We start from the raw sequence: 23,301 nt of genomic DNA, 5'->3' as shown, positions 1-23,301 counted from the left end.
CTTACTCCTTCGCTTCAACTTGTTCTGGTTTGAAGGTACGAATCGCCCAAATCATAAAACCGATCAGGAAGAACGCTGAAGGTGCGAGTAGCATCATACCGTTAGGTTGATACCAACCACCGTTACTGATTAAAGGCAGAACTTCTAAGCCAAACAATTTACCGGATCCCAGTAATTCGCGGAAGAAAGCCACCGTTATCAGCACAAAACCATAACCTAAACCATTGCCAATACCATCAATCAACGATGGGATAGGCGCAGACTTCATTGCAAATGCTTCGGCACGACCCATTACGATACAGTTGGTGATAATCAAACCAACAAATACCGACAATTGCTTAGAAATATCATAAAGATAGGCTTTAAGCAGTTGGTCAACCAAAATAACCAAAGAAGCGATGATCGCCATTTGCACGATAATACGCACACTATTAGGAATATGGTTACGGATCAACGAAACGAAGAAGTTAGACAATGCAGTAACAAAGATTACCGCTAATGTCATTACAAATGCCGTTTCCAGCTTAGTGGTCACTGCCAATGCCGAACAAACCCCTAAAACTTGCAATGCAATTGGGTTATTGTCGAATACTGGCGCCAACACACTCTTTTTCAGCTCTTTTGCACTAGACATTAGTTAAGACCTCCGTCGCGTACTTTTGTGAGGAAAGGACCAAAGCCCATATCACCCAACCAGAAGTCAAATGTACCTTGAACGCCGTTGGCGGTTAGGGTTGCACCTGATAGGCCATCAACACCATGCTCAGAACCTTCTGGCGCACCACCTTTAACGATTTTAATTGCAGGCTTGTGGTTGTCATCAAACAATTTTTTGCCTACCCATTGAGCTCGCCAAGCTGGGTTTTCAATTTCGCCACCCAATCCCGGAGTTTCACCTTGTTCATAGTAAGTCAAACCGGCAATGGTATTACCGTCAGTTTCTACTGCTACAAACGCGTACATCATTGACCATAGGCCGTTACCATGTACGGGCAAAATCACCTTACTGGTTTGCTCGCCATCTTTAACTAGATAAACCACCCCAACATTCGCACGACGTTGAATTTTAGCTTTATCTTGTTGGGCAGTCAGTTTGATTGATTCTGACGCCTCTTTCGCGGCTTTACGTTGATCGTAATTTGCAGCATCACCTTCAACAAAGTCACCCGTGTTGAAATCGACTAAACGTGGCTCAATACTCTTATTGAACTGTTCAATGATCTGCTTGCTGCCTTTTGCTTCAATCCCAGCTACTTGCAGAATTTTGCTCTGCTTATCCAGTACTGCGTTCTCTTTTTGCTGGTCGCGCAGACCGACTGCTGCAGTCGATACGATGATTGAGCATACAAGGCTCAACGCGATAACAACAAACAGCGTCTTTTTAATGCTATCGTTATTGCTTGCCATAGCGCGCTAATCTCCGCTTGATATTTCTTTCGACAACCACATGGTCAAACAGTGGTGCAAATAGGTTCGCGAATAGGATCGCCAGCATCATACCTTCAGGATAAGCAGGGTTAACGACACGGATCAGCACACACATCACGCCAATCAAAATACCGTAAGCCCATTTGCCATTATTCGTAAAGGAAGCCGATACCGGATCGGTCGCCATGAAAAACATACCAAATGCAAAGCCACCTAACACAAGGTGCCAATGCCAAGGCATATTGAACATTGGGTTGCTATCCGAGCCGATCACATTAAATAGCGTCGACAATAGGACCATACCGATCATCACACCGCCGATAATGCGCCATGAAGCAATGCCCATGTAGACGATCAAGGCTGCACCGATCATCAGTGCCAAGGTTGACACTTCACCAATCGAACCAGGAATGTTACCGATGAAAGCATCCATCCAAGTAATGGTTTGGCCGGTTGCGTTATTGATCAGTGCACCCGCACCACCTTGTGCCCACTGGCTAAGTGCTGTCGCACCAGAAAAGCCATCTGCGGCGATCCAAACTAAATCACCGGAAATCTGTGCTGGATAAGCAAAGAATAGGAAAGCACGCCCGGCTAACGCTGGGTTTAGGAAGTTACGACCAGTACCACCAAACACCTCTTTTGCCACTACGACACCAAAGGTGATACCGAGTGCCGCTTGCCACAAAGGCAGTGTAGGTGGAACGATGAGCGCAAACAAAATGGAAGTGACGAAGAAACCTTCGTTTACTTCATGCTTACGCACCATGCAGAACAGCACTTCCCAAAATCCACCCACCAAAAATACCGTGGCATAGATAGGTAGGAAATAGGTTGCACCGAGTAGCATTTTGCTGCCCCAGCCCGCATCGCTTGACAGCATGCCACCGAGCATTTCTGTCAACCAGTAGTGCCAGTTACCAGCTACAATCGCAGCCAGTTGATCACCGGCATAAAGATGATTCAGCGCAGCAATGGCTTGACCGCCTGCGTTATACATACCCCAAAACATGGCTGGGAATACCGCAAGCCACACCATGATCATGATTCGTTTTAGATCAACGCAATCACGAACATGTGAGCTTCTTCTGGTGACCTGGCCTGGTGTATACAACAGTGTTGCTGTTGCTTCATACAGTGCAAACCATCTTTCGTGTTTGCCGCCTGGCTCAAAATGATGCTCGATATCTTCAAGAAACTTTTTAAGGCCCATGGAAATTACCCTTCTTTCTCGATCTTGTCTAAGCACTCACGTAAGATCTGACCATACTCGTATTTGCCCGGGCAAACAAAAGTACACAGTGCCAAATCCTCTTCATCTAACTCTAAAGCGCCTAAGCGAATCGCATTGTCGCTATCACCCGCACACAAATCACGCAGCAACAAAGTTGGCTCGATATCCAATGGCATGATTTTTTCGTAGTTACCAATCGGCACCATAGCACGCTCACTACCGTTGGTAGTGGTGGTCATGTTGAATACTTGGCTCTTGAACAGGTGACCAAGGAAAGAACGAGTCACTGAAAACTTATTCTTACCCGGCATCGCCCAACCTAACAGCTCTTTATCACGCCCTTCACGCAGGACTGAAACTTGTAGGTGGTAACGACCAAGATAAGCATGAGGTCCGCTAGCTTGAGTACCGGACAACACAGAGCCTGAGATGATACGCACTTCGCCTGGCATGATTTCGCTATCTACCAACTGCTCGAGTGATGCCCCCATCACTGTACGCAACAAGCGAGGTTTGTTAACCACAGGACCTGCCAACGCAACCACACGCTGAGTGTAGAGCTCACCTGTCAGGAACAACTGGCCAATCGCAATCACGTCTTGATAGTTAATGCTCCACGCGACATGACTTGCACTCACAGGGTAGAGGAAATGCATATGAGTGCCAGCCAGACCAGCTGGATGTGGGCCATCAAATACATGCTCTTCAACGTTTGACTGTTGACTGCGTGGCAAACTAGTCCCTTTTTTACACACGTACACTTTGCCAGTGGTCAGTGCGGAAAGGATATCAAGTCCAGCAATGAAAGCTTGCGATTGCTCATTAATCACCACTGTTGGTTCAGCCGCTAATGGATTGGTATCCATCGCGGTCACAAAAATGGCTGCAGAATAGGAGTTAACCGCTGGAACCTTGCTAAACGGACGAGTACGGAAAGCCGTCCAAAGACCTGAATCAATTAACTGAGTTTTGATCGCATCACGATCCAAACTCGCCAATTGAGAGGCTTCAAACTTGTTGAATGTCACTTGGGCATCGCCCGCAACTTCAATCACTACTGACTGAAGGGCACGTTTTGCACCACGATTAATTTCAACCACTTTGCCGCTGACTGGTGAAGTAAATTTCACGCCGACATTCTTCTTGTCTTCAAAAAGAATTTGAGCTTTTTTTACTTCATCACCTACGCGAACATGCATTGTAGGCCGCATGCCAACGTACTCTTCGCCAAGCAAGGCGACTTTTTTGATGGTTTTACCATCACTAATCACCTGGGAAGGAGTTCCTGCGATAGGAAGGTCCAATCCCTTTTTTATTGTAATCATACGCACTTGCACTACTTTTATCGGGAAAAAGATTCTTTAATTGCGCAAATTCGAGGCGCACTCCGTTTGCCTTGTTCTTACAACTGAACAACGCTAGCGGAATCCTTACCTCGGTAGACACGACATTGTTTGTGTCCGTTTTAATGGCATTCACCATTAAAATCGCAACATCCTTTTAAAACCCCCGTCACAAATCATGTGGGGGATTTGTTAGGTGTTTAAGTCTAGCATTTTTTGGGAACTTGATGCCATGACCAATCCCCTAGTTCACTGCTTTATTTCCATCGATCTCTCAGTGAACGCTGAACAAATCACCATTATTTTGAAGCATCGCACAAACTGACTCTCCGAACGTTTCAACTCGCTTATTGGCCGTGTTAATCGCCTCACTTAATTGAGTTAAGACTGAGCACCACTCGCTTGTTTGATTAGCGTTAAAGCCGTGCTTAAAAAGCACCCAGTATCCATTAGTGCAACACTTGGTTAAAGCGGATTGTTCAATCCACCCAGTTTAGACCCACCTAAACACATCGGACTTTCTGGGATCACTTGATTCAACTGTTGCCACTGCTCAGTAGTATAAGTATGAATCGCCAAAGCGTGAATGTGGTTGGCTAACTCATCGGCTAAGGTTTGGTTAACCAGACGGTGGCAAGCAATCGGGCGTAAACCAATAAAGCGCTCACTCACCACTATGACCTTGAAATGGCTCTCCGAACCTCGCGGCACATTATGCATATCACTTTCATTAATCACTTTGAGAAACAGTGGTTGAAATTCACTACGCAATTTCATTTCAATAACATCTTGAATCATTTCGCTTTCCTTGTTGAGCACAAGCGTGTCGACAACATGACAAATAGAGAATAGACCATAGCGATCTCACAGGGAGTTTTCGAATGCTAAAATCTAGGTTTTGGTTTGCGGTTTTAGCATCATCTGAGACAATACCTGGTCAATTTACTAGAATTACGAGCAATATGAAAACCGAGCTTACCTTGTTTGAGCAAACGCTCACTCTTCATCGATACCCCAAGCGTAATAATGACACCCTACAAGCTTGGGATGCGGGTGATGAGTACCTGATCCAACACGTTGAACAACTGGGTTTGCCTGCACATCGTCATATTCTTATCATCAACGACCACTTCGGCGCATTGAGCTGTTGGTTTGCCCAACAACACCGAGTGAGCATGATGAGCGATTCATATATTGCTCAGCAAGCCACACTTGCCAATCTGCACCACAATCAGCGCCCGCCCATCACGTTACTGACCACGATGGATACGCCACCCAGCGATGTCGATCTGGTGTTATTGCAACTGCCGAAAAGTAACCGTCACTTGGTGTGGATCTTAAGCCAACTGCGTCAGGCTCTGCCAGCGAGCACTCCGATTATTGCGGTCAATAAAGCCAAAGAGATCCACACATCGACCCTCAATTTATTTGAAAAACACTTAGGCGTGACCACCACGTCACTGGCGTGGAAAAAACACCGTTTAGTGTTTAGTCAGCCAAATGTCGAACCGATTGTCGAGGTGAGTCCAACCTGCCGTTGGCATGTCGAACCTTACGCCATCACACTGAACAACTTAGCCAATGTTTATTCGGGTGAAAGCTTAGATCTCGGTGCAAGATTTATGCTTGAACATTTGCCCGCCGATCCCACGCTGGAAGATTTTATTGATCTGGGCTGCGGCAATGGTGTGCTATCGGTTCGGCTTGGACAACTCAACCCGCAAGCCGCCATTACCTGTGTCGATGAGAGTTTTATGGCGACCGCGGCAGCGCTGAGCAATCTACGAGAAAATCTTGGCGAAAGGCCAATCCAGTGCATCACCAATAACTGTTTGGATGGCTTTGCTGCCCACAGCAGCTCGATGATTGTGTGTAATCCACCATTTCATCAACAGCAGACCATTACCGATCACATCGCTTGGCAAATGTTCTGTGATGCACAACATGTGCTGAAAAAAGGCGGTAAATTATGGGTGATCGGCAATCGTCACCTTGGCTACGATGTCAAACTGGCGAGATTGTTCGGTAAAAATCATGTTAGAGTGATCGCCAATAACAGTAAATTTGTTATCTTACAGGCGATTAAATCTTAAGCCTTGTGGCGTGTGCATAATAAAACGAAAGGAATTAACCATGAAAAAACTGGTTCTTGCGGCTTCAATCGCGTTACTGACCGCTTGCGCGGCTCCCAAGCAAAGCCAAATTAACCTAGCTCCTCAAGCAACCTTAAGCCAAAACGCGATCGTCACCAACAGCAGTTTTGCTTTGGTCAGCAAAGATGTGCGTTCGGCACAATATGTCGCTTTGGTCGATAGTGGTCGCAATAACATTGAACCGATTCATCCTCGCCAAAATGTGCGCATCGCATTAGAGAATGCTTTGGCTGAACAATTAGGCTCACAAGGTTTTCGTCTCAGCGTCAACAGTGAAAATACCATCAAGCTGGAGATTCAAGAGCTTTTGGTGTCGGTGAAGCATTCGATCATGGAAAATCAGATGGATGGCAGCGTGACGTTAGAAGTGACGGCCGAAACGCCAAAAGGCAAACTGGTCAAAAGCTACCACGGCACCGCCAAACGCACTGGCGTGTTAAGCGCATCCAATGATGAGATCGAAACCGTACTCAACGACGTGCTCAATGTGGTTCTCAAAGAGATCGCCAACGATACCGAGCTGCAAAACTACATGCAGGAGCGCTTCAATGGCTAAGTCATGGCTGCTGGCCGCCGCCGCATTAGTGAGCAGTTGTGTGTGGGCCGGCCCTAAAGTGGCGGTTGAAACCACACTGGGTAATTTTACCATTGAACTCAATCAACAGCAGGCACCAATCTCGGTGGCGAATTTCTTGCGTTATGTTGATGACGGCAGTTATGTGGGCAGTCAATTTCATCGCGTGATCCCTGGCTTTATGGCGCAAGGTGGCGGTTTTGATGCCAATCTCAAACCATTGCCGACTTATTCACCGATTAGCAACGAAGCAAACAATGGGCTAGGTAACAATACTGCGACCATTGCGATGGCGCGTACGCAAAATCCGAATTCGGCCACTCGCCAGTTTTACATCAATCTGGTGGATAATGACTTCCTCAATTACGCCGCCCAACCACCGGGTTATGCGGTATTTGGTCAAGTGGTTGAAGGCTTTGATGTGATTCAGTTGATGGCCGCTCAGCCAACCAAAACTCAAGGTCAGATGCAAAATGTGCCGATCACGCCTATCGTGATCAACAAAGTCTCTCGTTTACCTTAAAGCCGCGCACTCCCTTACCTTGGGAGTGCCACTTCCCTCATCACCACTCATAAAAGGATGCCGTATGGCTCAACAACCCCATTCATCTACCTGGCAACAACTTGTGGTTAGCTATTTTGACCGACGTTTACTCTGGGTATTCATGCTTGGTTGTGCCAGCGGTTTCCCATGGGTATTAATTGGTTCCAATATGACCGGCTGGTTGAAAGATGCCGGGCTGAGCCGCACCGCTATTGGCTATTTTGGTAGCGTATTTGTGGTGTATGCGATCAATTTTTTGTGGGCACCTTTGGTTGATCGGGTCAAATTACCCATCTTGCATCACAGGCTTGGCCAGCGTCGCAGTTGGATTTTATTTTGCCAACTGGTGGTGTTGAGCTGCACCTTACTGATCGCGGGGGTCAATCCCGCCGATAATTTGATGCTAACCTCATTGCTGGCTCTCGCTATTGCTATAGCCTCTTCGACTCAAGATATCGCGATTGACGCATTTCGAATCGACACCTTTGCCAAAGCCGAATCGACTAAACTGCCACAAGCATCGGCAATGACCGTGATCGGTTGGTGGACGGGCTATTCACTGCCCGGCTATTTCGCCTTTGCCAATGCAGATCGTATTGGTTGGAATGGGGTGTATTTGATCATGGCCGCCGTGGTCGGGGTACTGATGTTATTTACTTGCTTGGTTCAAGAGCCACACAGCGATCGCGATCAACTACAACAATTGGCCGAAGCACGCCACCAGCAGGTAGTCAATAATCGGCTGCTGCGCTGGCTCAGCGTTACCGTATTAGAACCCTTCATCGATTTTTTCCGCAATAATGGCTTACGCGTCGCGCTCACCTTACTGCTGTTTGTCTTCTTGTTTAAAATTGGCGAAGCGTTCCTCGGCCGCATGTCGATTGCGTTTTATAAAGAAATCGGCTTTAGCAATGAGCAGATTGGTTACTACTCGAAATTACTCGGTTGGGGGATCACGATTTTCTTCACTCTGCTTGGCAGTTTAGTCAACATCAAATTTGGTCTCGTGCGCGGCTTAATGATTGGCGGTATCGCCATGGCATCGAGTAACTTGATGTTTGCTTGGCTGGCCAAAGTCGGCCCGAGTGAATCACTGTTCTTCGCCACTTTAGTGGTGGACAATTTTACCTCAGCGTTCTCGACCGTGGCGTTTGTTTCTTTCCTCACCCTGATGACTGGCCAAGCGTTTTCGGCTACCCAATATGCCCTGCTCGCTTCACTGGGCAACTTGGGCCGAACCACGCTAGCGTCATTAAGCGGCGAATTAGCCGACTATCTGAATGACTGGTCACTGTTCTTTATTTTGACCGCGGTAATGGTAATCCCAAGCCTCATCATGCTCTATTCACTACGCCATGACTTTAACCAAATGCTGCAGCGCGCCAAACACCCAACAACGCCACCATCGATACAAGGGAATAAAATAAAGTAACAATGCTCCCTATCGCAGACCGATCACTGGCAACGATCAATATCCCAAGTTGCTGTTAATCTATTTGCCTTTCTATTTTATTTATTAGCAAACCAGTGAAGTTTCTCCCACTGCTGGTTTGCTTATCGTCTCTGTACACCAAGAGCTCAATTTCATTTTTTACTCAGAAAAACTACCCACAATAATCCAAAATCACCCAGTTTACTGGATGATGGACGTCTTAGATTTACCCAGCTTCAGCGACGCAAACGATCTCCTGGCTGATTTTTGCCAAATTTGATGACTTACGAATTCTTAATGTCAATTTATCACCACACAAAAATCCAACCTAGATCACAATAAAAATGCAAACCTGTGAAAAATCAAATTAGTTCAAAATAAATTTAGCAAAGTGAGACTTAGATCACTCAATGACTCTAACTTTGCATGCGTTATCACTTTTAATTGCGATTTTTATCGCTATTATGCCCGCCAGTTGAACGAGCTGCAGTACAGCGGCTGCCATCTACAACACACTTAAAGAGAGTTCCCCTTATGCGTAAATCATTATTAGCCCTCACTGCTATTGCTACTGTTACAGCTATTCCTGCACAAGCTGAATACTTATTTGGTTTCGGTAGTGCCTATGCTGACTACCAAGTTTGGGATCACGGCTTCGGTAATGATGCTTCTAACTTTGGTCAAACCATTTCAGATCGTAATCAAGCCGTTATCGGCATTGAAGGTGGGGCGGTTTTTGATTGGGGACAAATCTACGGATTTTATGACTACGAAGGTGTTGATCGTGCGGGTGATGATCGTGGTGCATCAGCAAAAGGGACTATTCACTACAATCTGACTGAATCTGGCGTATCCTTATATGCACAAATCTACAATACAGATAAAGACAAAGGGCCAACACTACACGAACAAAACCGTGTAGCAGGTATTGGTTACACTGGTCTAAAAGGTAACGGCTGGGGCTTCACTCCCTTTATCGGTGTGCACCAAGTGAATACGGAAAATGGTAACAGCGGCAATAATGGCGGTATGGTAGGTTGGGTAGGCTTCTACAATACTGATATTGCAAACCAAAACTTCACGTTCTCTACCTGGGGAGAATATGAGTTTGCTCGTAATGATGAATATGCCGCAGTACAAGGTGGTGATTGGGGTCTTAATGGTGCAGTGAACGCATTATGGAACTTCCATCAAGATTGGTCTGCTGGCCTACTGTATCGTTACACAGTCAACAAACTCGGTCGTAAAAACTACCAAGACCTTGTTATCTATCGTCTTCAGTACAATTTTTAAACAAAAATATTTCTAAATGGCGCGACTTCGCGCCATTTTTTATTGCTTTCCAAGCACTCGTCGCTATCCTTGGCACATTAAATATTGGCTAGGGAATAAAGATGAATATCGTGGTACTTGGCCCGGGGGCGGTGGGGGCTTTATGGGCGCTGCATTTGCATGGTGCGGGGCATCAAGTTTCATTATGGAGCCGTCAACCTCAAGCACAAGTCACACTGCAACTCGATGATGGCCAACCGGTAACCTTTAACAATCAAAATCTAGCCGCTCTCGCCAACACCGATCTAGTGCTGATCACGGTTAAAGCATGGCAAGTGGCTGCTGCCTTAACCCCGTTATTAGCCCATCTCCAACGTGAAACCATCTTACTGTTTATGCACAACGGCATGGGGGCCGTCGAAGCTTTACATTACTCCATCGCCGATTTCCCAATTCTGCTCGCCACCACAACTCATGGCGCACTCAAAACGACGATAAACCAAGTCCGCCATACTGGTTTAGGTCAAACCCAAATCGGTGCCAATAATCCTCTCGGAGCACGCTGCGATTTTATTGCTGAGGTTTTACAGCACGCACTCGCGCCAGTGACATGGAATCCAGATATTCAACCTGCGCTATGGCATAAACTTGCGATCAACTGTGCAATAAATCCGCTCACCGCTATTCATCAATGCCCAAATGGTGCATTAGCGGCAGCTGAATTTACCCCGACTATCACCGCGATTTTAGATGAAGTCACTGCGGTGATGCGGGCAGAGTCGATCGCCTTTGACGATGCCGCGCTACGCACATCGGTTTATCAGGTGATCAATGCCACCGCAGCGAATTACTCTTCCATGCAGCAAGATATTTTTCACCAGCGACCAACTGAGATAGACTTTATTAACGGTTACGTAGTCGCTAAAGCCAAGCAGCATGGGATTGCCACCCCGGTCAATCACAAACTGTATACGCGAATCAAACAGCGAGAGCAGAGTTGGAGTTAAGTATGAGTAAACGAATTTTAGTGCCCATCACCCACGGTAGCGAAGAGATGGAAACCATCATCATAGTTGACACTTTAATCCGCGCGGGTTTTAAGGTGACGATGGCCGCACTGGGTGAAGATTTAGCCATCCTTGGTTCACGGGGGATTATGCTGATGGCTCAGCAAACCCTCGCCACTGTCTCAAGCGAGGATTTTGATGCGCTAGCACTGCCAGGTGGCCTTGAGGGAGCACAAACCTTTGCCCGTAACGCCGAGCTACTCACACTGATCGACCAATTTCAGCAACAAGGTAAATTGGTGGCTGCAATTTGCGCCACACCGGCATTAGTTCTGGCCACACAGCAGAAATGGCGTGGCGCTAAGATGACCTGTCACCCCAAATTTTTTGAGCAAATCCCAGCCGCACAGTTAAGTCGTCAACGAGTCTGTTACTCTGCCACACAACATTTACTCACCAGTCAAGGACCGGGTACTGCGCTAGAGTTTGCTCTCGCTATGATTGCGCTACTGACTGGTACAGAGCTGGCTCAACACGTTGCCGCACCAATGGTACTTCACTCTCAACAACTGACCGAACTGTTAGGTTTTATTGATGCTCAATCTTGATGCAATCCGCGCGCAATTTCCGGCGCTGCACCAAACTGTCAACGGTAGCCCATTAGTCTACCTCGATAGCGCGGCCACCAGCCAAAAACCACAATCTGTGATTGATGCACTCAGTCACTATTACAGCCAGCACAACGCCAATGTACATCGCGGTAGCCACAGTTTAACCGCGCAAGCCACCAGCCAATTTGAAGCGGCGCGTGAGCAAGTCGCACAGTTTATTGGTGCGCCAAGCAGCAAAAATATTATCTGGACCCGCGGTGCGACCGAAGCGCTCAATCTGATTGCGCAAAGTTATGCACGCAGCACATTGCAAGTGGGCGATGAGATTCTGGTCAGTGAAACCGAACACCACGCCAATATTGTGCCGTGGCAGATGGTCGCCGAGCAAACCGGCGCCAAAGTGGTCAAAATCCCGATGACGCCTAATGGTGAATTTGGCTGTGCCGCCTTTGCACAATTGCTGTCGCCACGCTGCAAAATCGTTGCTCTCGCCCATATCACCAATGTCACGGGAACTCGTCAGCCGATTGAAGCGGTGATCCAAGCCGCGCATCAACAAGGCGCAGTAGTGGTGGTCGATGGTGCGCAAGGCATTGTCCATGAAGCGGTGGATGTCGATCGTTTGGATGCGGATTTTTACGTGTTCTCCGGCCATAAACTGTATGCTCCGGCCGGGATTGGGGTGTTGTATGGCAAAACGGCGCTTTTAGAAGCAATGCCACCTTGGCACGGCGGCGGTAAGATGGTGGAGAAAGTCTCGTTTACTGGCACCACCTTCGCCGGACTGCCCGGAAAATTTGAGGCCGGCACACCGAATGTCGCAGGAGCGATTGCTCTCGCCACCGCGATCGTTTGGTATCAGAGTCTTGACCGTGTGGCTGTTGAAGAGCATTTACACCAGTTGCAGCAGCAGGCTTACCAAGCCATCTCATCGATCGAGGGGATCCGCGTACTTGGTTATCAACCCAACGCCAGTGTGCTGAGTTTAGTGATGGAGGGTGTGCATCATCAGGATCTTGCCACTTTGCTCGATCAGCAAGGGATTGCCGTGCGTGCGGGGCACCATTGCGCCCACCCGTTAATGGATGCATTTGGCGTCAAAGGCACGGTGCGGATTTCTTTCGGGGTGTATAACAATCGACAAGAAGTAGAGCGTTTGATCGCCGCGATCCATAAAGCGGTCGATCTGCTGTAAAGGTCTGTGCTATTGGCAGACTTAGTGTCATTCGCAATTAACACCATTAGCCAAATAGCCTCATCATCATGAGGCTATTTTCATTAAACAGCACGAATTCGATTAATTGAGCGCTTTAGCTTGCATGGACGCGACTATCGCTTGCAAGCCATTACCGCGTGATGGGCTTAAATGCGTCAGCAAACCAAGCTCAGCAAAGTAGTCATCCATCGAAAATGCGCGGATCTGTGCTGAGGTTTTGCCATTGAGCGCCGCCAGCACAATCGCAATCAAACCGCGCACAATCCGTGCATCGGAATCGGCGCAGAAAAACCACTGCTCACCTTGCCGCTCGGCCACTAACCACACTTCGCTTTCACAACCAGAGACGAGAACTTGCTCACTTTTCAGTGCATCAGGTATCACGGGCAGCAATTTGCCCCATTGGATGATCTGCCGATAGCGGTTTTCCCAACCGTGCAAAGTTTGCAAAGTCTCTAAGATGGTTTGAGCCGTGATGGCATCTCCAAACGGATGGGCTGTAAATGGACTCATTGAGTTATCGCCTTTACTTGATGCTTTTTCAGCAACTTATCAACAATACGTGCCACTGCGACAAAACCAAAGGTAGCCGTCACTACCGTCGCAGCGCCAAACCCGCTGGCACAATCCATCCGTTTCGGGCCTTGTGCGCTGGATTTGCTGGCACATACCGAACCATCCGCTTGCGGGTATTTAAGTTGCTCAGTCGAGAACACACAATCAATCCCAAATTTACGCGCGGAATTGGTCGGAAAGTTGTGCTGCTGACGCAAGCGATCTTTGAGTTTTTTGGCCAGCGGATCTTGAATAGTCTTGGTCAAATCGGCCACCGTGATTTGCGTTGGATCAGTTTGCCCGCCCGCACCACCGATAGTGATCACCTTAATTTTATTACTGCGACAATACGCCAACAGTGCCGCCTTGGCTTTTAAGCTATCAATCGCATCCAACACATAATCAAACGATTGGCTTAGATAAACATGCTGGTTATCCGGGGTGATAAAATCATCAATCAAATTGACTTTACACTCAGGGTTAATGAGTTTTACTCGCTCCGCCATCACTTCGATTTTGCTCTTGCCAATCGTACCCGTCATGGCATGGATTTGCCGATTGATATTGGTCACACAGACATCATCCATATCAATCAAGGTCAGCTCACCAATTCCGGTTCGCACCAAAGCTTCAACCGCCCATGAACCGACACCACCAATCCCAATCACACACACGTGCGCGGCACGTAAAATGTCAACTTGGTCATAACCATACAAACGGCGCGTACCACCAAACCGTTGGTTGTAATTGTCGGAGGCTGCAGTATCCAGTTCACGCATAACGCATTTCCACTCTAGCTGAAAAATAAAGAGTGCGATTTATACGCACTCTACATAAAAATGTCCAGTTTGCTCGCGATCACCACAGACTAAGCAGCTAACGGCAGAACCTATTGCTGCTTTTCTGGCGGTAAAGCCCATGGCGCTTGAGTGGGCGAGTTATCTAACCCCAGCTTCCACACCCGACCAAAATGCTTATAGTGCCCCGCCTCCAAGCCAGCACGCGGCCCCATGCCATGATATAAGTCGAGATGGTTTTGTTTCACCGCACCGCCGGTATCAAGCACAATCAATAAACGTAACTGATGTGCACCAGACCAAGTGCCATCGGCATTCAGTAGCGGTACTTCAGCCAAAATCGGCGTCCCCATCGGCAAAATTGAGCGATCACCAGCGACCGAGGCCATCGGCAACAGTGGGATACCAGCACTACCGGTTACCGGAGCCGCCGCGCGCGGTTGAAAGAAAACAAATGAAGGATTTTGTTCCAGCAGTTCACGTACTGTGGCTTCATCATTCGCTAGCACCCAATCTTTGATCGCTTTCAGCGACATCTGCTCACGCGCCACCAAACCACGCTCAATCAGCACTTTACCTATGCTTACATAAGCTTTGTTGTTTTTACCGGCGTAAGCAAAATACTCCAAGGTGTCATCATCTTCAAAATGGACAAAGCCACTGCCCTGCACTTCCATGATAAACGGATCAATTAAGTTAGCCGCATAGCCAAGCTCTAAGCCTTGCCCCTCTAACGCACCTTGATAAATTTCGGCTCGGGTTGGACAATTTTGCTGGCAATTAGGCAATCCATACACTGGGTATTTGAAGACATCATCAGCTTGATGACGCAGCTCCATGACTGGCGAAAAATAACCCGTAAACAACACATTACCTTGCTTATCACCACCACCGAACTGCGCAGCCTTAATACCAAACTGCCCCAACGTGGTCGGATCGCCACTTTGTAATACCCACTCATTCAACTGCTGATATAAGGGTTGGTAGATTTTTGCCATAGAAGCAGAGCCTTGTACCACCAGCTCACTCTGTTTGCTGAATTCGGTGTAGTCACGCGGCGTATTGGATTCCACCACATCCACTCGATTTAAAATGTGCGGGAAATGAGCTTGGTGATACTGCTGAGCACGCTCAGTATTCGGTTGAGCACAACCAAATAACAGCCCTAAGCTCAGCACAGAAAGAAGACGTTTACTCACAAAATTAACCCATAGTTTGAATTTGCCAAGAGCATGACAAACTCAGTTGAACAGTGCAATTAACCTTAGACCAATCACGATGATTTTTTGCACTTTCTAACAATTGAACCCGTATCTCGATAACCCATCGCCGATTGTCATCTCTCTGTTTTTTATTCCGATTAATCTACACGTGGCGACTCCTGAAATCGGAGCTAACGCCCAAGTAGATAAAAAACTTGCCGAACGAAGAATAAAAAGTCATTATTTTAGCATATTTAAACAAATGGAATGTTTAGCCGTGAAAATTCGTAGCACCGCTCTCGTCAAAGGATTTCGTCAATCAGCGCCGTATGTGAATGCCCATCGTGGCAAAACCATGGTGGTCATGCTCGGTGGTGAGGCGATTGCCGATAGTAATTTCGCCAATATCATTAGCGATATTGCCCTGCTGCATAGCCTTGGCGTAAAAATTGTGTTGGTGCACGGTGCTCGGCCACAAATCAATAAAATTCTTGAAAAAAATCATCGTGATACTCCGTATCACAAAGGCGTGCGCATCACCGATGAATCCTCGCTAAGTTTAGTGATGCAAGCGGCCGGACAACTGCAACACGCCATCACCGCGCGTCTTTCAATGAATCTTAACAATACGCCGATGGCGGGGGCGCAGCTTAACGTGGTCAGCGGTAACTTTATTATTTCGCAACCACTCGGGATCGATGAAGGCGTCGATTACTGCCACAGTGGGCGGATCCGCCGGATTGATGTGGAAGGCATCAATCGCATGCTGGATTTAGGTTCGATTGTTCTGCTCGGCCCTATCGCCAGCTCAGTCACCGGCGAGTGTTTTAATCTGCTTTCCGAAGAAGTGGCCACTCAAGTCGCGATTAAGCTCAAAGCCGATAAGCTGATCGGTTTTTGTCCACAGCAAGGCATCATTGATAGCAAAGGCAATGCGATTGCTGAATTGTTTCCCAGTGATGTTGAACGGCTAGTGGAAAAAATGGCGCAAGAGTGCCCGGCCAATGATGAAGATTGCTTTAGTACCCTACGCTTCTTGCGTGCCGCTTTAAAAGCCTGCCGGGCGGGTGTACCACGCAGCCACTTAGTCAGTTATCAACAAGATGGCGCATTGCTGCAAGAGCTGTTTTCATTTGACGGGATCGGTACGCAGATTGTAATGGCCAGTGCTGAGCAGATCCGCCAAGCCACCATCGATGATATTGGTGGCATTTTCGATCTGATCCGCCCACTTGAAGAGCAAGGGATTCTGGTCCGCCGTTCTCGTGAGCAGCTAGAGCAAGAGATCCATAAATTCACCATTATTGACAAAGATGGTTTAATCATCGGCTGTTCGGCACTCTACCCTTATCCTGAAGAGCACATGGCGGAAATGGCGTGCATGGCGATCCATCCGGAATACCGTGATGGCCATCGTGGCTTGCATTTACTGCTGCACAGTAAACAGCAAGCCAAACAGATGGGTATCGATGATCTGTTTGTGCTCACCACACACAGTACTCACTGGTTTCGTGAACAAGGTTTTAATGAGGTGGATGTCGAAGCGCTGCCAGTGGCAAAACAGCGTCTGTATAACTATCAACGTCGCTCAAAAATTTTAATGCTCGCACTTTGAATCGAGTATGCCGCCTCTCATCAGACGCAATAAAGGCACGGCAATGAAATGCATAAATAATCAAACGGTAATTACTGCCGTTTTTTTATGCATTTTTGCTTTTATTTTGTGCGCAAGATCGCTAAAATGCGCCCACTTGATTAAATACCGTTCAATCAAGTCGTTAGGATTAGGCGCTTGAACACTGGGTGAGGTGATCACTCTCATCGTGTGCTTAGCGCCACGCATGGATTGCTTTTACTACTAAATTCAGTACCTAAGAGCAAATCGTCAATGAAAACTGTTATTTGTAACTCGCTACAAAGTTTTTGGGATATGGCAGACGCTGATTTTCTGTCTGGTGTGCATGTACATTGTGTGTTTCCCGCCTCTGAGAGCCTTAAGATGATGCTGATCGAAGCTTGTCAACGCCACCAAATCCGTAATATCACCTTTACCAAAGCGTTCTCCAATCTTTAATGCCCTACCGCCACGGATTGGCGGAGCATTTACTGCTGTAAACGCACCACTAAACCACTCGCCCTTTGGGTACTCAGTTTAATCGCCCGCTGTAACACTGACGGTTCGCAATACAATTTCAGTTGCTGTTTAGCTCGTGTGACACCGGTATACACCAGCTCGCGGGTCAAAATCGGGCTATGCTCTGGCGGTAAGATCAACAACGTTAAATCAAATTCACTGCCTTGCGATTTATGAATTGTCATCGCATAAGCGGTTTCATGCTGAGGAACTCGGCTCGGCAACACCGCCTTGATGCTGCCATCGGGCAGTTCAAAATAGACTTTTAGTCGACGCAGCTCATCCCCATCATCGCGCAAACACAAACCAATATCACCATTGTAGAGACCCAAACCATGATCGTTACGCGTGACCATGATCGGTCGTCCGTGATACCAAATTTCTTCTTGGCTTTTGATCAACTTATGCGCATTGAGTGCGCGTTCAATGCGAGCATTTAAGCCTGCCACCCCAAAATCACCTTCGCGCAATGCGCACAGTAATCGGCAGCGACTAAAGGCATCCAGTGCGGCTTTGGCCAACGTGAGCATATCTGGAGTACTGGCTGGCAACGCCGCTGAATTTAAATGAGGAGATTGGATCAAGCTTAAATAGGGGCGATACGCTTGTACTAAGGTGTGCAACAGTTGCTGATAATGGGTACCGCTTAAAGCAAAATGCTCGATATCACTAAACTGCTGCTGCCACACTGCGTTAACTCGCGCTGGCACACCGCTATTGATCGCTTTGGCCAACTGCCCAATCCCTGAACGCGCATCAAAGCGGTAGCTTTTTTGCAGCATGCACAGACAATCCGCCAGTGGATTCACGGCATGACTCGCCGCAGGCTTCAAAGTGGTAAAGCCAGTCAATGCCGCCAGTTGCGTACCCTGCTCTGCGCTATAACCTTGGCTGATGAAACTGCAAATATCCCCTAAGACGGCACCAGCCTCAACCGAGGCTAACTGATCTTTATCACCGAGCAAAATCAAGCGAGCATGTTTAGGCAGCGCTTCTAACAATTTGACCATCAAGGGTAAATCGACCATCGAGGCTTCATCGAGTACCAGTAAATCCAGATGCAGTGGATTGTGCGCATGATGGCGAAACTCGGCACTGCCTGGGATCGCCCCTAACAAACGGTGAATGGTACTGGAACTGCTGGGGATTGCGGCAGCGATCGCCGGCTCAATCGCCAACTGACTGATGGCTTTACCCATCGATTCAGTTAAACGTGCCGCCGCTTTGCCAGTAGGCGCAATCAATTTAATCTCCGGTACTTTACCTTGCGCGAGACTCTGGCTGATCAGTGCCGCCAATAACTTAGCCACGGTGGTGGTTTTGCCCGTGCCTGGGCCACCAGAAATCACCGCAAAACGGCGGGTCAGCGCTACAGCAGCGGCGACTTTTTGCCAATTTAAACAGTGCTCAGGCGCAATCAGTTGATCTAACGCTTGCAAATCCGCGGCGCGCTGCGCCTTTGCCAGCACCGCTTCAATCGCTGACCAATCGAGCAATTGTGGTGCAACAATATCTAGCCGATCACTTAGCCATTGAATACGTTCAACCGCAGTGAGCGACGAGGATGGGGATGAAGCTTGCAAAGCCTGCCATAAGCCCACGTAATCGCGAGCAAATAAGTTATCAAGCTGCGCGCGTAAACGAGCCAATTCGCTGCTGGTTAAACGACAAGGGGTCGCCAATTCAGTCAGGCGGGCAGCCAACTGAGTTTCATAATGCCAGTAGCGATGCAGATACAGCCTTGTGCCATCAAACATTAAAGGAACCGCTTCACCTTTGTGCCCAACAAGAGGGGAAGCTTGCAATAGCGCTGACCAATCCAACGCCAACCAGCGCTCGCGGTGCGGCACACTTGCTGCGCCATACCACCCGATCAGCGCCGCTAAATCGCAGCGATGGCCATGCGCATCGTTCAGCGGTAAACAAATATGGCCACGACCTAACTCAGCACTCAGTGCAGCAGACAGAACGCTCAATAGCTCACTTTCTGCCGCACTGTGCCCAGCCAATGCAGCTTGTTTCGCGATAAAGCGGGCAAACTGCACATCCAAAGGACGTAGCGCGCCTTGGGCCTGCAAACGCTGCGCGATTTCACTCTGCCAAAACATCATAAATCAAGCTCCATCTGCCCGGCTTTACTGGCTCTTTGTGCCAGCTCGCGCCCGGCAATCAATCCATCCAACTCATTTAACAAAGCCAAACTTGGCTTGGTATGAAACACACCTTGCTCGGTGCTGCCATCCATACCGCGTAAAAACAGATAAAACACTCCGCCGAAATGTTGTTGATAGTCGTAATCCGCTAAACGGCTACGCAAAAATCGGTGCAGGGCTAACGCGTAAATCTGGTATTGCAGATCATAACGGTGTTCGGCCATAGCACTGCCCAAACGCTGTGGATGATAGGCCGCAGGATCGTCACCCAAATGGTTAGATTTCCAATCCAGCACGTAATAACGCCCTTGATATTGCACCACCAGATCGATAAAACCTTTCAGCATGCCTTGCACCGTATGAAAACTGAGATCGCCCGCTTGCGCGGAAAGCGGATCATGGCGCTGAATAATCCGATTGAGATTTGCGGCATCTAAACCTTCTATCGGCAGTAAAAACTCCAATTCTGCTAGCCGCTGGGCCGCCGTGATCTGCTGTAAACGCAGCGCTTTGCCATCGAGTGGCGTGCTTAATACCGTATCGATCAACTGTTGCAGCACCGGCAACCACTCTACGTCAATCTGCTCACTTTCGATTAAATCCAGAATAATTTGCATATTGGCTGCACTGTGCGCCGATTGCTGAAAATCGACCTCTTCAAACAACGAATGCAAGAAAGTACCGGGACGTGCGCCACGTGGGAAATTGAAAATCGAACGTTCGAGCGATTCAAGCGCCGCGCCATCTCGCTCTTGCGCGCTATCCTCTTGCGCACTGTCGAGATCAAAACCGCCTACGTCAAGCAGGGGGATCTCTTGCATCGGATCAGAGCGAGCATGGCTCGATTGCATTACCAAGCCTGAGTAACTGGTGACTCGCCAACGACGATCGATGGCTTGGCTTAACTCGCGAGCAATCAGTTCACGCTCGTCCAATTGGGGTGGTTGATACGCTTGCTCAACCCGCGGCGGCGGTGGAGATTGCATGACCACATCCGGCAGACGCTCACACTGTTTGAGCAGCGCTTGCTCTAGATCGGCAATCCCACCCGGCTGGCCATCTTGCAACAGATACCCCATCGCGCTGCGATGGGCCGAGGTTGGCTCTTGACTCGAATTTCCGTTACGCAGCGGAGCAATGCCAATAAAGCAGCCATACACTGCGCGAGTTAACGCCACATACAGCAAACGTAAATCTTCCGCTAAGCGTTCTTGATCGGCTTTGGCTAACGCCTCCTGATTACCGGTTAAATCAACCCAAGTCGTGGCCGACTCGGCATCGTAATATTTACCCTCGCTACTCTCGCGATAGCTCATTGCAAATGGCAAAAAGACCAGCGGATATTCAAGCCCTTTCGATTTATGAATGGTGACGATCTGCACCAAGCGGCGCTCAGACTCAAGCCGCTGGATCTGCTCATCACTGGCGCCAAGTCCTAACTGTGCATCGGCCATCGCTTGAGTCAGAAAACGCAGCAAGCCCTGATCACTATCAATATCACGCGTCGCCTGCTGCAACAATTCACTGAGATGCAGGTAATCGGTCAGCCAACGCTCACCTTCTGTTTCCGCTAACCAACGTTCGGCAATATGGCGCTGAGTCAATACCGCTCGTAACATTGGCAGCACACCGCGCTCACTCCACAACCAGCGATAGTGACGAAACTCGGCAATCAACTGCTCCCACTGGTTTTCATCGTTATTCAATCCATCCAGCTCGCTGGCGGTTAACGCAAACAGATGCGAAGCAACGGCGGCGCGCAATAAACGCTCATCTTCCGGTTGCCACACCGCCAGCAGCAAGCGTTGCACATCTTGCGCTACCTCACTGGCAAACACGCTGTCACGGTTAGACAAATAAACGCTAGCGATGCCTTGTTGGCTAAGCGCATCGCGCACCATACGCGCTTCATTACCGGTGCGCACCAATACCGCTAAATCACCCGCATCAATCGCAGTACCGCGATCAAAAGTACCGTGATCAAAGCTGGCCTCGCCCGCCGCCGAAGCGCTTAAAATATGCTGGATCTGCGCGGCACAGGCCTCGGCCATTTGCGCGTAGTAGTCGGTTTTACTTTGCGATTTCTCAACATCTTGTGGCCACCAATAGGTCAAAGCCGGCTGCACTTGCCCTGCCAGTGTCCAGTGGCGCAGATCGGCACTCGGGCTCGCCGCCACCGGTAAAAATGGAATATCGTGGCGGTAAATAAACGGATCGCTGACTGAGCTGAACACTTGGTTAACCGCCGCCACCATCGCTGCACTGGATCGCCAGTTAGTGCCCAAAGTGTAGTGAGCACTCACCTGATTGCGCGCTTTGATGTAAGTGAAAATATCCGCGCCACGGAAAGCGTAAATCGCCTGTTTCGGATCACCAATCATCAACCAGCCGCAGTGCGGATGCTCAAGATACAAGCGGCTGAAAATACTGTATTGCAGCGGGTCGGTGTCTTGGAATTCATCGATCATCGCCACCGGATAAAGCGCGCGGATCCGCTCCCCGAGCAATCCTTGCTGATCCTGATCTAACGCCGCGCTGAGCTGGGTCAGTAGATCATCAAACGAGAGCCAATGTTGTGCGGATTTGGCTTGTGCCAGCCACAGGCGACAGTGGTGGATCGCATGCACCAACAGCGGGGTTTTGAGTGATACTGGCTCGGCAACAAACGCTTCTATCCGTTCAAACAGCGCTAATTGTGGCGGATTGCCTTGCTTCGATTTCGCCAGCAGCCCGCTTTGAGTGAACTCTTCAAGCTCTGAGGGCACGTGCAGATCTTGCGTTTCACTGCGTGCCCAACTATCCAGAATCGGCACCCGGCGCAGCAGCGCATTTTGGCTATTTTTATGCAGATCCGAGCTGGCTAATACTGCGGCTATCTCATCACACTCACTTAACCAGCGCTGCTTTATTTCGCCAATGCGCGCCATCTGCGCTTGTTGCAGTGCGGCCAAATCTCCAGTCATTAATGGCGTGGTCAGTTTGACCGGCGGTCCAGAAAGATAACCCGCAATCTCAGCCAATAGTGCAGAGGGCGCTGGCCATAGGCGACGCACTTCACTCGCCAGAGCCATCGGCAGCGGATAAAATTGTCGGCGCCAATAATCGGCCACCACTTGCGCTTTAAGGCGACTTTCATCCGTGATGAATTCGTTTGCAAAGCGACTGCCCGATTCAAAGGCATTTTGGGTCAGCATACGTTGGCAAAAACCGTGGATGGTGAAAATCGCCGCTTCGTCCATCTGCCGCTCAGCATTAAGCAATAAAGACACCGCTAAGCTGTGATCGGTAAACTCCTCAAGTAAGGAGTGGATCAGCGGATCGTCACTGGCACCGCGCGCAAAAGCGAGGCGTGCATCGTGCAAACGACGACGGATACGATCACGCAGCTCGGCGGTCGCAGCAGCGGTAAAGGTCACCACCAGAATTTGATCCACGCTGAGCGGCTGAGCGTGACGCGTCTCACCGCTGCCATGGCCAAGTACCAGCCGCAGATAAAGTCCGGCAATGGTGTAAGTTTTTCCAGTTCCGGCCGACGCTTCAATCAAGCGAGCCCCATGCAAGGGAAAACGCAACGTATCCAGCGTAACCGCTAACTTATTTGAATCGGCACTCATCAGCCTTAATCCTTATCCTTTCCACACAGATG

The 23,301-nt window shown here is 48.8% G+C and carries 20 protein-coding genes; 10 read left to right on the top strand and 10 right to left on the bottom strand.

Annotated elements, in window-relative coordinates; genetic code table 11:
- Window position 1: 1 nt before the first annotated feature.
- The 5 genes from PUN32_RS07585 to PUN32_RS07565 form a co-directional block, all read right to left on the bottom strand.
- A complete protein-coding gene (locus PUN32_RS07585; protein ID WP_274722505.1) occupies window positions 2–634 on the bottom strand; it encodes an NADH:ubiquinone reductase (Na(+)-transporting) subunit D in 633 nt (210 codons plus the stop codon).
- The gene (locus tag PUN32_RS07580) at window positions 634–1,407 is read right to left on the bottom strand and encodes a Na(+)-translocating NADH-quinone reductase subunit C (protein WP_166013510.1); all 774 of its coding nucleotides are present in this window, start codon (window positions 1,405–1,407) and stop codon (window positions 634–636) included. Before PUN32_RS07580 ends, PUN32_RS07585 begins: the two co-directional genes overlap by 1 nt.
- Window positions 1,394–2,641 carry an NADH:ubiquinone reductase (Na(+)-transporting) subunit B gene (locus PUN32_RS07575; protein WP_274722504.1) on the bottom strand — a complete coding sequence of 416 codons (1,248 nt, stop codon included), beginning with the start codon at window positions 2,639–2,641 and terminating at the stop codon, window positions 1,394–1,396. Before PUN32_RS07575 ends, PUN32_RS07580 begins: the two co-directional genes overlap by 14 nt.
- A gap of 5 nt (window positions 2,642–2,646) precedes the next feature.
- A complete protein-coding gene (locus PUN32_RS07570) occupies window positions 2,647–3,987 on the bottom strand; it encodes a Na(+)-translocating NADH-quinone reductase subunit A (RefSeq protein WP_274722503.1) in 1,341 nt (446 codons plus the stop codon).
- A gap of 483 nt (window positions 3,988–4,470) precedes the next feature.
- On the bottom strand, window positions 4,471–4,803 hold the full coding sequence (locus tag PUN32_RS07565; protein ID WP_274722502.1) for a BolA family protein: 333 nt from the start codon (window positions 4,801–4,803) through the stop codon (window positions 4,471–4,473).
- Window positions 4,804–4,967: 164 nt separating this feature from the next.
- Here PUN32_RS07565 and PUN32_RS07560 point away from each other — a divergent pair, with 164 nt between their 5' ends.
- The 8 genes from PUN32_RS07560 to csdA all read left to right on the top strand — a co-directional run bounded on the left by PUN32_RS07560 (window position 4,968) and on the right by csdA (window position 12,793).
- On the top strand, window positions 4,968–6,098 hold the full coding sequence (locus tag PUN32_RS07560) for a methyltransferase (protein WP_274722501.1): 1,131 nt from the start codon (window positions 4,968–4,970) through the stop codon (window positions 6,096–6,098).
- A gap of 40 nt (window positions 6,099–6,138) precedes the next feature.
- Entirely contained in the window at window positions 6,139–6,714 is a 576-nt protein-coding gene (locus tag PUN32_RS07555; RefSeq protein ID WP_274722500.1) for a YajG family lipoprotein, read from the top strand.
- Window positions 6,707–7,255 (top strand): peptidylprolyl isomerase, encoded by a 549-nt coding sequence (locus tag PUN32_RS07550; protein ID WP_274722499.1) that lies wholly within the window; start codon window positions 6,707–6,709, stop codon window positions 7,253–7,255. The genes PUN32_RS07555 and PUN32_RS07550 overlap by 8 nt, the downstream gene beginning before the upstream one ends.
- Before the next feature lie 64 nt (window positions 7,256–7,319).
- Complete coding sequence (locus tag PUN32_RS07545) at window positions 7,320–8,708, top strand: AmpG family muropeptide MFS transporter (protein WP_319946306.1); 1,389 nt, start codon at window positions 7,320–7,322, stop codon at window positions 8,706–8,708.
- A gap of 534 nt (window positions 8,709–9,242) precedes the next feature.
- The gene (locus tag PUN32_RS07540; RefSeq protein WP_274722498.1) at window positions 9,243–10,001 is read left to right on the top strand and encodes an outer membrane protein OmpK; all 759 of its coding nucleotides are present in this window, start codon (window positions 9,243–9,245) and stop codon (window positions 9,999–10,001) included.
- A gap of 101 nt (window positions 10,002–10,102) precedes the next feature.
- On the top strand, window positions 10,103–10,987 hold the full coding sequence (gene panE, locus PUN32_RS07535) for a 2-dehydropantoate 2-reductase (protein ID WP_274722497.1): 885 nt from the start codon (window positions 10,103–10,105) through the stop codon (window positions 10,985–10,987).
- 2 nt (window positions 10,988–10,989) lie between these two features.
- Window positions 10,990–11,595 (top strand): DJ-1 family glyoxalase III, encoded by a 606-nt coding sequence (locus tag PUN32_RS07530; RefSeq protein ID WP_274722496.1) that lies wholly within the window; start codon window positions 10,990–10,992, stop codon window positions 11,593–11,595.
- Window positions 11,582–12,793, top strand: a complete 1,212-nt coding sequence (gene csdA / locus PUN32_RS07525) for a cysteine desulfurase CsdA (RefSeq protein ID WP_274722495.1) — start codon at window positions 11,582–11,584, stop codon at window positions 12,791–12,793. The genes PUN32_RS07530 and csdA overlap by 14 nt, the downstream gene beginning before the upstream one ends.
- Before the next feature lie 102 nt (window positions 12,794–12,895).
- Here the strand turns inward: csdA and csdE are convergent, their stop codons facing one another.
- The 3 genes from csdE to mltA all read right to left on the bottom strand — a co-directional run bounded on the left by csdE (window position 12,896) and on the right by mltA (window position 15,365).
- Window positions 12,896–13,327, bottom strand: a complete 432-nt coding sequence (gene csdE, locus PUN32_RS07520) for a cysteine desulfurase sulfur acceptor subunit CsdE (RefSeq protein WP_274722494.1) — start codon at window positions 13,325–13,327, stop codon at window positions 12,896–12,898.
- Complete coding sequence (tcdA, locus tag PUN32_RS07515; RefSeq protein WP_274722493.1) at window positions 13,324–14,148, bottom strand: tRNA cyclic N6-threonylcarbamoyladenosine(37) synthase TcdA; 825 nt, start codon at window positions 14,146–14,148, stop codon at window positions 13,324–13,326. Before tcdA ends, csdE begins: the two co-directional genes overlap by 4 nt.
- Before the next feature lie 110 nt (window positions 14,149–14,258).
- Window positions 14,259–15,365, bottom strand: coding sequence for a murein transglycosylase A (mltA, locus tag PUN32_RS07510; protein ID WP_274722492.1), 1,107 nt, complete (start codon window positions 15,363–15,365; stop codon window positions 14,259–14,261).
- A gap of 280 nt (window positions 15,366–15,645) precedes the next feature.
- Here mltA and argA point away from each other — a divergent pair, with 280 nt between their 5' ends.
- Window positions 15,646–16,983, top strand: a complete 1,338-nt coding sequence (gene argA / locus PUN32_RS07505; RefSeq protein WP_274722491.1) for an amino-acid N-acetyltransferase — start codon at window positions 15,646–15,648, stop codon at window positions 16,981–16,983.
- Between the two features lie 273 nt (window positions 16,984–17,256).
- Window positions 17,257–17,442 carry a hypothetical protein gene (locus PUN32_RS07500; protein WP_274722490.1) on the top strand — a complete coding sequence of 62 codons (186 nt, stop codon included), beginning with the start codon at window positions 17,257–17,259 and terminating at the stop codon, window positions 17,440–17,442.
- Between the two features lie 29 nt (window positions 17,443–17,471).
- Here the strand turns inward: PUN32_RS07500 and recD are convergent, their stop codons facing one another.
- Both recD and recB read right to left on the bottom strand, forming a co-directional pair.
- Window positions 17,472–19,613, bottom strand: coding sequence for an exodeoxyribonuclease V subunit alpha (gene recD, locus PUN32_RS07495; protein ID WP_274722489.1), 2,142 nt, complete (start codon window positions 19,611–19,613; stop codon window positions 17,472–17,474).
- Window positions 19,610–23,269, bottom strand: coding sequence for an exodeoxyribonuclease V subunit beta (gene recB, locus PUN32_RS07490; RefSeq protein ID WP_274722488.1), 3,660 nt, complete (start codon window positions 23,267–23,269; stop codon window positions 19,610–19,612). The genes recD and recB overlap by 4 nt, the downstream gene beginning before the upstream one ends.
- Window positions 23,270–23,301 lie beyond the last annotated feature (32 nt).

This window comes from Vibrio chanodichtyis (genome assembly GCF_028863985.1).
Taxonomy (GTDB): Bacteria; Pseudomonadota; Gammaproteobacteria; order Enterobacterales; family Vibrionaceae; genus Vibrio; species Vibrio chanodichtyis.
The sequence above is the reverse complement of the archived record's forward strand: the minus strand, read 5'-3'. Positions and strand labels throughout refer to the sequence as shown.